Raw genomic sequence first — 11,161 nt, forward strand, 5'->3', positions numbered from 1 at the left:
GTTTGGGGAGATGACTGGATCACTGACAGTCGTTATAGGTTCTCATAGCGGTTCATGTCCAATACTCCCTCCTCCACCGGGGTGGTTTCCCGAATGTACTGCGACAGATCGTGGAAGTACTGCCAAAACTGTGGATGGCTGCGACGCACGCCCCAGCGATCAACGATCTTTTCAAAGCGTTTGGCATCCTTGGCATTTTCCATCGCCGTGACAAATGCCGGCACGTCGTGGGCCGGGATGTTGAACATGAAGTTGGGATAACTGCTCATTACCCCGGGGTAGATGGTCAGCGTGTCCAGCCCCGGCTGATAGCGATACGCCTCACCCAGCAGGAACGCTACGTTACTGTGGGCGCGGTTGCGCAGCATGCTGTAGACAACGCGCTGGCCGCTGGCGGTTTCGATGCGCAACATCGTGGCCTCGGGCAACTGATCGATCACTTTGAGCCCCGCCGCAGGGCGCGAAGTCAGGCGGCTAAGCGCCTGTTCGGCGTCCTGCAAGGCCGGGCCGATACCCGGGCGCGAGCAATACGCCCCGATGCAGCGGTTGATCGGATCGGGGCTGACGTTAAGGGCACCGTAGCGGCTCAGCAGTTGATTGGCGAAGTCGCGCTTAGGGTCTTTTTCATCCAGGTGAAGCCCGCTCGGCTTGTCGTCATCAATAGCCTCATAGTCCAGCCACAGCTTGAGCTTGCCGCTGTTCTGGTACCAGTCATCGAGGAAATCCTCGCGGGTATCGGCCGGCATCAGGCGCAGGAAGTTCTGCTCGGCACCGTTGCGGATCAGGTCGAAGTACAAGCGCGTCTGGGCCTGGTGCGACACATTGCCGAACACGTCGAAGTTCACTGCCAGTTGGTAATAGGTGCGCTCCAGCAGCGGGTAATCGAACAACCACATCGTCTGCGGCACTTCGCCGATCAAGCCCTTGGTTACCGAAGCGCTGTCGAAATGGCGGAAGATGGTCAACAAGGCATTGTCATTGCCCGCCCACAGGCTCGACCAACTCGGCGCCGGCAGGTCTGCATAGCTGTCACGGCGCAGGGCTTCGTATTGGTTGCGCTTGTCGCGATAGGCCAGCCACAGGCCCAGCACACTGCCAACATCATCGTTTTGCCCCGGCATGGCCAACAGTGGCGTGGCCTGGCCGCGGTAACGCGCATCGGTGATGTACAGGTCGTGGTCGGGCTCCTGGAACAGGGTCCAGAAGTTATCGCGGATCACGTCCGTGGCGATCTGCCCACGGCACACCGGCCCACGAATGAAGGTGCGCACGAAGTACTCGGCGTTATCCAGCATGAACTGGTAGCGCGCCTTGGCCGGGATCGCCTCGAAGGTTTCGAAAGGGTTGGCGCGGCGACCCGGCCCATAGCCCGGCAAGGCACTCACCTGCCAGTCGCCGGAGTAGAACAGGTCTTTGATCCGCGCCATTTTCGCCGCGCTGAACGGGTAAGTGATGTGGGTCTTATGCACGATCACGCCCTGCACCGGCCACAGGCGGTAATAGACTTGAGTGCCTGGGTCATCGTTGGGACGACGGGTGGCGATCAAGTCAATGGGCTGGCCGCTCGGCGTTCGCGAACGTACCCATTGGAAGAAATGCCCCGCCTCGCCGTTCTCGAAATAGATGTGCGCCAGGAACAAATGCTCGTACAACCAGCGCGCCACCAGGCTTTCCCGCGCGCCCGGCTGGTTGAACAGGTTTTCCCACTGCTGCACCTGCAAGGCTTCCCTGGCGCTGGGTGCCAGGCCTTGCTCGTCTATCGGCGCACCGGAGGCCAGCCAGCGTTGCAGGGTCTGGTATTGCTGGTCGGTCAGGCCAGTGACGGCCAGCGGCATGCCTTCCTTGGGATGGGCGCCGGCGTAGGCGTTGAACTCGCCGGGGGTCGCGCACATGTTTTCGCGATTCAGGCCCAACACGATTTCTTCAGGCAGCTTGGCATTCGGTTGCAGCGGCGCGTTATGCCCCAGCTCCAGCATGCGCGCCATCAACGCGGCCTGGCTGCCCTGGGCGTCGAGTACCGAATAGAAGCCCTTCTGCTGCCAGGCTTGCTTGCCGAATGCGTCATAGAACAGGCGCGTAGTCGGCGCGGCCTGACTGCGCTCGCCGTCGTACACCGGCACCTTGCTCGCGCCACGGGCCGCGCCCTCGGCACTGCCCAGGTTGAGCTGGCAGGCGGAGTCGTAGCAGGCGTGGCAGGCCACGCACTTCTCGGTGAAAATCGGCTGGATGTCGCGGGTATAGGAGATCGCCGCAGCGGGACCTTGTGCCTGGGCGATACAGGCGACCAGTGCCAGGATGGCGCTGGTGATAAGACGAAGTGACATGTATCCGGTCCCGATTCAATGCGTACGCTATAAAAGTGCCGGCGATTCTACCGGGCCACGGCCGCCACCAACATGAGCGATATTCATGCAGAACCCGTACATGCTCTGAATCGGCACAGGTTTGCTATGATCCACCCCCTCCGTAATGCCTGACCAGAGTAGTCCCATGCCCGATCGTAGCGCTCGCCTGCAAGCCCTTCACCAAGCCCTCAAGGACCGTATCCTGATCCTCGACGGCGGCATGGGCACGATGATCCAGAGCTACAAGCTCGAAGAGCAGGATTACCGCGGCAAACGCTTCGCCGACTGGCCGAGTGACGTCAAGGGCAACAATGACCTGCTGGTGCTCACTCGTCCGGACGTCATCGGCGGCATCGAAAAAGCCTACCTGGACGCCGGCGCCGACATCCTCGAAACCAACACCTTCAACGCCACGCGCATCTCCATGGCCGACTACGGCATGGAAGAGCTGGCCTATGAACTGAACGTAGAAGGCGCACGCCTGGCGCGCAAGATCGCCGATGCCAAGACCGCCGAGAACCCGGCCAAGCCGCGCTTTGTCGCCGGCGTACTCGGCCCGACCAGCCGCACCTGCTCGCTGTCGCCGGACGTGAACAACCCCGGCTACCGCAACGTAACCTTCGATGAGCTGGTGGAAAACTACACCGAAGCCACCAAGGGCCTGATCGAAGGCGGCGCCGACCTGATCCTGATCGAAACCATCTTCGACACCCTCAACGCCAAGGCCGCGATCTTCGCCGTGCAAGGCGTGTTTGAAGAGCTCGGTATCGAACTGCCGATCATGATTTCCGGCACCATCACCGACGCCTCCGGCCGTACCCTGTCGGGCCAGACCACCGAAGCGTTCTGGAACTCCGTGGCCCACGCCAAACCAATCTCGGTGGGTTTGAACTGCGCCCTCGGCGCCAGCGAGTTGCGCCCCTACCTGGAAGAGTTGTCGAACAAGGCCAACACCCACGTTTCGGCCCACCCGAACGCCGGCCTGCCGAACGAATTCGGCGAGTACGACGAACTGCCCTCGGAAACCGCCAAGGTCATCGAAGAATTCGCCCAGAGCGGTTTCCTCAACATCGTCGGCGGCTGCTGCGGCACCACACCGGGCCATATCGAAGCCATCGCCAACGCCGTGGCCGGTTATGCGCCGCGCCCGATCCCGGACATTCCCAAGGCCTGCCGCTTGTCGGGCCTGGAGCCGTTCACCATTGATCGCAGTTCGTTGTTCGTCAACGTCGGCGAGCGCACCAACATCACCGGCTCAGCCAGGTTCGCCCGGCTGATCCGCGAAGACAACTACACCGAAGCCCTTGAAGTCGCCCTGCAGCAGGTAGAAGCCGGTGCCCAGGTGATCGACATCAACATGGACGAGGGCATGCTCGATTCGAAGAAGGCCATGGTGACCTTCCTCAATCTGATTGCCGGCGAGCCGGACATCTCCCGCGTACCGATCATGATCGACTCCTCCAAGTGGGAAGTGATCGAGGCGGGCCTCAAGTGCATCCAGGGCAAAGGCATCGTCAACTCCATCAGCATGAAGGAAGGCGTGGAGCAGTTCATTCACCACGCCAAGCTGTGCAAGCGCTACGGCGCCGCCGTGGTGGTGATGGCCTTCGACGAAGCCGGCCAGGCCGACACCGAAGCGCGCAAGAAAGAAATCTGCAAACGCTCCTACGACATCCTGGTCAATGAAGTGGGCTTCCCGCCGGAAGACATCATCTTCGACCCGAACATCTTCGCCGTCGCCACCGGTATCGAAGAGCACAACAACTACGCTGTCGACTTCATCAATGCCTGTGCGTATATCCGCGACGAGCTGCCCTATGCGCTGACCTCCGGTGGCGTGTCCAACGTGTCGTTCTCGTTCCGTGGCAACAACCCGGTGCGCGAGGCGATCCACTCGGTGTTCCTGCTGTATGCGATCCGCAACGGCCTGACCATGGGTATCGTCAACGCCGGCCAGCTGGAGATCTACGACCAGATCCCGGCCGAGCTGCGTGACGCGGTAGAAGACGTGGTGCTCAACCGCACCCCGGAAGGCACCGACGCCCTCCTCGCCATCGCCGACAAATACAAGGGCGACGGCAGCGTCAAGGAAGCCGAAACCGAAGAATGGCGTGGCTGGGAGGTCAACAAGCGTCTGGAACATGCGCTGGTCAAGGGCATCACCACCCATATCGTCGAAGACACCGAGGAATCCCGGCAGTCGTTCGCCCGCCCGATCGAAGTGATCGAAGGCCCGCTGATGTCCGGCATGAACATCGTTGGCGACTTGTTTGGCGCCGGCAAGATGTTCCTGCCCCAGGTGGTGAAGTCCGCCCGCGTAATGAAACAGGCCGTGGCCCACTTGATCCCGTTCATCGAGCTGGAAAAGGGCGACAAGCCGGAAGCCAAGGGCAAGATCCTCATGGCGACGGTCAAAGGTGACGTGCATGACATCGGCAAGAACATCGTCGGCGTGGTCCTGGGTTGCAACGGCTATGACATTGTCGATTTGGGCGTGATGGTGCCCGCGGAGAAGATCCTGCAGGTGGCCAAGGAGCAGAAGTGCGACATCATCGGGCTGTCCGGACTGATCACACCGTCGCTGGATGAGATGGTGCATGTCGCCCGCGAGATGCAGCGCCAGGACTTCCACCTGCCGTTGATGATCGGTGGCGCCACCACCTCCAAGGCCCACACGGCGGTGAAGATCGAGCCCAAGTACAGCAACGACGCAGTGATCTACGTGACCGACGCCTCCCGTGCGGTGGGCGTGGCCACGCAGCTGCTGTCCAAGGAGTTGAAGGCCGGTTTCGTCGAGAAAACCCGCCTGGAATACATCGACGTGCGCGAGCGCACCTCCAACCGCAGTGCGCGCACCGAACGCCTGAGCTACCCGGCAGCCATCGCCAAGAAGCCGCAGTTCGACTGGAGCACTTACACACCGGTCAAACCGACCTTCACCGGTGCCAAGGTGCTGGACAATATCGACCTCAAAGTGCTGGCCGAATACATCGACTGGACGCCGTTCTTTATCTCCTGGGACCTGGCCGGCAAGTTCCCGCGCATCCTCGAGGACGAAGTCGTCGGTGAAGCCGCCACTGCGCTCTACGCCGATGCCCAGGAAATGCTCAAGAAGCTGATCGACGAAAAACTCATCAGCGCCCGCGCCGTGTTCGGCTTCTGGCCGACCAACCAGGTGCAGGACGACGACCTGGAAGTCTACGGTGACGACGGCCAGCCGATTGCCAAGCTGCATCACCTGCGCCAGCAGATCATCAAGACCGACGGCAAGCCGAACTTCTCCCTGGCCGACTTTGTCGCGCCCAAAGACAGCGGCGTGACCGACTACATCGGCGGCTTCATCACCACCGCCGGCATCGGCGCCGAAGAGGTCGCCAAGGCCTATCAGGACGCCGGTGACGACTACAACTCGATCATGGTCAAGGCCCTGGCCGACCGCCTGGCAGAGGCCTGCGCCGAATGGCTGCACCAGCAAGTGCGTAAAGAGCACTGGGGCTATGCCAAGGACGAGCAACTGGACAACGAGGCGCTGATCAAGGAGCAGTACAGCGGCATCCGCCCTGCCCCGGGCTACCCGGCGTGCCCTGATCACACCGAGAAAGCCCAGTTGTTCCAACTGCTCGACCCCGAGGCCCGCGAAATGCACGCCGGGCGCAGCGGCGTATTCCTCACCGAGCACTACGCGATGTTCCCGGCAGCGGCCGTCAGCGGCTGGTACTTTGCCCACCCACAGGCGCAGTACTTTGCTGTCGGCAAAATCGACAAGGACCAGGTGCAAAGCTATACCGCCCGCAAAGCTCAAGACCTGAGCGTGACCGAGCGCTGGCTGGCGCCCAACCTGGGGTACGACAACTAAACACTGGCCAAGGGGTGCGGTATCCCAATGCCGCCCCCGTCAGGAAGAAATCCGTTTTTCTGTGCTGGGCCGATCTTCGGCCCGCTGTCCCGGCAGCTCACCTGACACCGGGTACACACAGAAAAAGGATTTCTTCATGCCCGATTTACCCGTGGCCCAAAGCCCTTTGCCGGCCCAGGCTATCCATTCTCATTTCGCCACGCGCCCGGCGTTGTTTTCAGTGGTGTTCAAGGCTCTACGGGCTGGCATCCGTGAGCACTACCCGAGTCTGAAGGTGGACTTGCTCACGCTCAAACTCGCCGGCCCAACGCCCTGCGGCGCCAATACCTGCTACGCGTTCCCGCTGTTGATCAACGTCGCGATGGCCCACGTCCTGAACCCGCGCCTGCTTGACCTGCGCCCCCAGAACGGCCTGCCGTACTATCTGTCACCCATTAGCGGCGGCCGCCTGGCCGATATCGACATGCAGGTGATTGCACACATCATCGACGAGCTGCCAGGCTCGCTTTACCTGCATTTCCAGGCGGACCTCGCCGCCTACTGGAGCGAGACCGACAGCCTCGGCAGCAGCCGCTGGCAATGGCTGGGCGAGTGGCTCAATGGCCAGATGACCGCAGCGGCAGCCGGTCGCCAGGGCCTGAGCGACACCCACAGGGACATGCTGGCCACCACCGCAGCCTGGCCGGCACGTGTGGAACGCCTGCCCCGCTCCACACCGACCACCTACGCGTATTTCATCGAAACCACACTGTCTAAAGCCGGCAAGGAGGTGTGCCTGTTGACGCCGGATCTGTTGCTGGTACGCGACAGACAGGTGCTGTTGTGCAGCGTGGCAGGCGTTGTCGAGCCGTTTGACTCCCTGGACGCCTTTGGCGAAGCCTGGGGCGCGCGCATGCAGGCGCAGTTTCAGTTCGACAGCCTGACGTGGCGGCGCAATGAACCAGACGGCAACGTGTTTGAACAACAGGCCGGGCTTATCCTCAATCAGCAACTGGAAGACCTGGAAGCGCTGGATTATCAAGGGCAGAGCGAAGCGGCACTCGACCGCACCCTGGAAACGCTCACGGACCCGGCCCTGCTGTTTACCCAAACCGCCGTGCCAGCCCCTGCGCACCTGCAAAAGGTCGACGAAAAACTCCCGGCGTGGCTCAAGCAAGCGACCGCCAATGAGCGCTTTGCCTACCACCGCCACCTGCAGGACATGGCCCAGGTGCTGCGCCTCAATCAGGGGCGTTCATTCAATGAGGGCGTGGAAAACATCCATGATTTCAGCCGCAATGCCTTACGCAAGCAGATGCAGGCCGACCACGCCGACCACGACCCCGACGATGTGCTGCTGGACTTTGCCGTAGCGGCCGGTTACCCAGGCGGCGCCGGCATTATCGAACATGTGCAGCTGTCGCTGACGGAGCTGGCGGTGAAGAACCTCGCCGGCAAGCCTAAGGGCACGCTGACGCTACGGTCCAAAACCGCCGGCGCGCTGCCGGGCTGGCTGAGCGAAGATTACCTGCTGGGCAGCCAGGGCCTGATCCAGCGTGTCGACATCGGAACGGCTTACCCGCAGAAGATCAAAGACCTGTTGCTGTCGGACACCGTCGATGCGCGCCGCCGGGAAAAACTCTTCACCCGCGAACTCAAAGTGCAGCTGCCGATGCGCGCCCTGGAATACGCGATTCGGCAACAACACGGGGTCACCGCCACCGGCTATCGCTATGTGAAAGCGCTGATGGGCGAGACCCCCGCAGACCGCGTTGTCGACGGCCAGGAAATCGTCCTGCGCCCACTGGCCCTGTGCCGCAAAGCCGGGGCAACGCCGGATGCCGTCAGCAACTTCTTCGTGATCGAACCCCGTGACGCAACCGTTGGCCCACACGTGCTGTACCGACCGCTGTACGCCGAGGCCCTGTTTCAATACCCGACACGCCAGGCCCTGCTCGAGGCGCTTGCCAGCCCCGGCGAACTGAAAAGCAGTGTGTTGACCTGGCTGAGCGACACGGCTCGGCCGATTTATGACAACGGCGGGATCAAACAGCCGCACATCATTCGCTTCCTGCCGGGGGATGAGTTCGCGCCGCCTGAAGACCCTGCACCGGCGACGCTGGCCGTGGATGAAGGCGCCGAGGAATGGCTGCAGTCACAGATCAACGGCCAACTGCTGAGCCACTTGTTCGGCAGCACCGCGCGGGCGATGGTCGACCTGGCGGACCGCGAGTCGGTGTCCAACCACGAAAGCCGCTGGGCCATTGTGATGGAGGGCGCGTGGTTGCTGTTCAACACCCTGTTGTTGCCGTTGGTACGCGGCCCCGCCATGTTGGCCGGCTGGTTCCTGGTGATGGTCAGCAGCCTGGAGCAGGACCTGGCCGGTTTGGACAGCAGCGACCCGACCACGCGTGAACTGGCGTTGATTGACCTGCTGCTCAATACCGCCATGCTGTTGTTGCACGCCACCAGCGCCTCCCCTCGAAGCCGCCAGCCCTTGGCGCGCCCCGCGCCCGAAGAGAATGTCTTGCGCCTGGCCACCTGGCGCCATCCGGCGGGCCGACCGCCCCAGCCCGGTCAGTCGCTGATTCGCCACGGTGCCGTGACGCTGCCCGGCGAACCCCCGGCAACCGGCCGCACCGCCCTGGATTTCAGCCGCTCGCTGGCCAGCCCGCAGGCGGGTGCGAAGTTGCTCAAGGCGCTGCTCGACGTCCACGTGCCCTGGCCCGAAACCTTGCCGCCACCAGAGGCCAGCGGCCCGCTCATGGGGCTGTACCGCATTGGCCAAACCTGGCACGCCAGCGTCGGCGGGCTGTTGTTTCAGGTCAGCGTGGTGCCGGGGTTTGGTGAGGTTTACCTGGTGGACCCACAACGCCCACTGCACCCTGGTTTCAAGCTGGTCAGCGACAGTCAGGGGCATTGGCGCCTTGAGCGCAAGGCGCGTCTTGAAGGCGGCATGCCCAAGAAAAAGCTGGATGCACAGCTGCGCAAACAACGCGATCGAATCGCTACGCTCAAGCGCGACCTGAGTGCACTCGAGGATAGATTCGTGCCGGTGGCGATAAAATCGGTAGAGCTTAAATTCGCGCTGGACGACGCCCGCGACCGGCTGGCGAAACAGATGGTAGACCTGCGGGCAGATTGGTCAAGGCTCGCCAACACAGCTGCGATTCCAGCGTTGCACGCCAGAATGACTCAACGCCATGAGCAACGGCGCCTTTCCACCGCACGGGCCAGGGTCGAGTGGGAGATCGCCGTTGAGCAGTATCTGAAGCAAGGTCATGAGTCAGTTTCCATGCTGCAGGAAATGGAAAGCCTCGGCGGTGAACTGGTGGTGGCCGACAGGACCGATCCGAAACATGTAAAACGTCGCAACAGCAACACCAAGGCCCTGTTTGATTATTGGGGCGCGGTCTATGAGGTCATGTCGCAAAAACTCTTGGACACGCTTCAAACCGAGCGCGGCGAAACGGAAGATGAAGTGCATGACCGCGTCAATACGCAGTTACCCAATGGCATCACCGACGCCTACGAGGAATTCAGGCACATCAGGAAGCAGCAATTTGAGGTGCTCAAACAGAAGATCGAGCCTGCCCAACACGTCGAGAATATCCTCCAGCAAGCAGACCCTGCCTTGCGCCAACTGCTATTGCAGGACAGCCCCAGCGATCAAAACATCTCTTCAAGCACACTCAACCAGCATGCACTGATCTTCCTGACTGAACTGGTATTTGATCGCACTCACCCTTCCCGGGAACTCGCCGAGTTTCCATACATCATGGTGCTCACCGACGCCAAAACCGTCACCAGTGTGTTGGCGCATACGGAAATGCGCAGCACCCGTGGCTACTCGACGCATGAGCAAATTGAGGTGCTCAAGGACGTGCTTGAGCGCTATGACCGACTGGAGAACGCCGTCAGGTCGCTGGCTGAAATGGGCTCCGGCTTTGTGCGCGAGGAATATCGGGCAACCTTCCTCGATGAGATTGGCAGCGCCCGTACCGACCTTGAAGCCGAACTGGCCGACCTGATTCTTTCAGAAGAAGGGTTCGCTCACCTACCCAGACTACCTGCCCCCGCGCGTGAAAAACCCGCCACCCGCCGAGTCATCAGGACGCGCAACCAACGCACGCTGGTGGGTGACCTGCGTGCGCCTCAGCCAGACATGCCGGGCAATTTTGTCGATATCACCGACCCCCACACCAAGAAGATTGTCGCCAGCTACCACGAGCACGCCGCTGAAGGTGTATGGACTGAGGTTGTCCAAGCGGCGCCGGTCGTATCACCGAGCGCGCCGGTAAAGCGCTCGTTGAACACGATTAAACGCAGTGCAGAATCCGTATTTGCCGAAAGGGCAAGAATTGAGCGCACGATACGCGACCAACAGCGAAAACTTGGCGATCCCACACGACGGGAAACCCTGCGCCCGGTGGAATGGGAAGACATGTTGACCCAGCATGCGAGCAAAATCGAAGCCTTGGCCAATGAGATCAAAAAAGACCATGCCACCCACGCCGAGGCTGATGACTTGATCAAGGCCTACGGTGACAGGGCGCGGGCCGCTCGCAACCTGGCTCACGAGGTGCGCGCGCAGGGCTACATGCAACAGCTCCCCAAAGCTGAAAACATCGACTACCTGCACCAAAAAGGCTTCATCGATATCAACCTGGTCAAAAGCCGAAAACTACTGGCAGCCGGTGATTTTCTGACCGAATACTCAGTGAAGGACAAACAAACGCTCAAGGTGTTGTGGTATGCGCACTTCCACTACCCCACGGAGCTGACGCCGGCAGCGCAACACAGCTTCGCCCACTTGAAACTCCCGGCGCAGCAATCATTGACGCGCCGGCAGGTGATCGAACAAGCCGCGGCAGATAACCGCACTGCCGTCCTGATGGACAAAGCCTTGATCAGACCGCCCCTGGATCAGAAATTGTTCCTGATACTGGAACCGCCGCTGCAAGCGTAACCTGCCAACCAA

General features: G+C 61.4%; 3 protein-coding genes. 2 read left to right on the forward strand and 1 reads right to left on the reverse strand.

The window, feature by feature from the left end; all coding sequences use genetic code 11:
• Positions 1-32 precede the first annotated feature (32 nt).
• The gene (locus FRT59_RS19940; protein WP_153872139.1) at positions 33-2,324 is read right to left on the reverse strand and encodes a fatty acid cis/trans isomerase; all 2,292 of its coding nucleotides are present in this window, start codon (positions 2,322-2,324) and stop codon (positions 33-35) included.
• Between the two features lie 166 nt (positions 2,325-2,490).
• Here FRT59_RS19940 and metH point away from each other — a divergent pair, with 166 nt between their 5' ends.
• Complete coding sequence (gene metH, locus FRT59_RS19945) at positions 2,491-6,201, forward strand: methionine synthase (protein WP_153872140.1); 3,711 nt, start codon at positions 2,491-2,493, stop codon at positions 6,199-6,201.
• 136 nt (positions 6,202-6,337) lie between these two features.
• Positions 6,338-11,149 carry a dermonecrotic toxin domain-containing protein gene (locus FRT59_RS19950; protein WP_153872141.1) on the forward strand — a complete coding sequence of 1,604 codons (4,812 nt, stop codon included), beginning with the start codon at positions 6,338-6,340 and terminating at the stop codon, positions 11,147-11,149.
• The last annotated feature ends 12 nt before the right edge of the window (positions 11,150-11,161 follow it).

Origin of the sequence: Pseudomonas haemolytica (assembly GCF_009659625.1) — a bacterium.
Taxonomy (GTDB): domain Bacteria; phylum Pseudomonadota; class Gammaproteobacteria; order Pseudomonadales; family Pseudomonadaceae; genus Aquipseudomonas; species Aquipseudomonas haemolytica.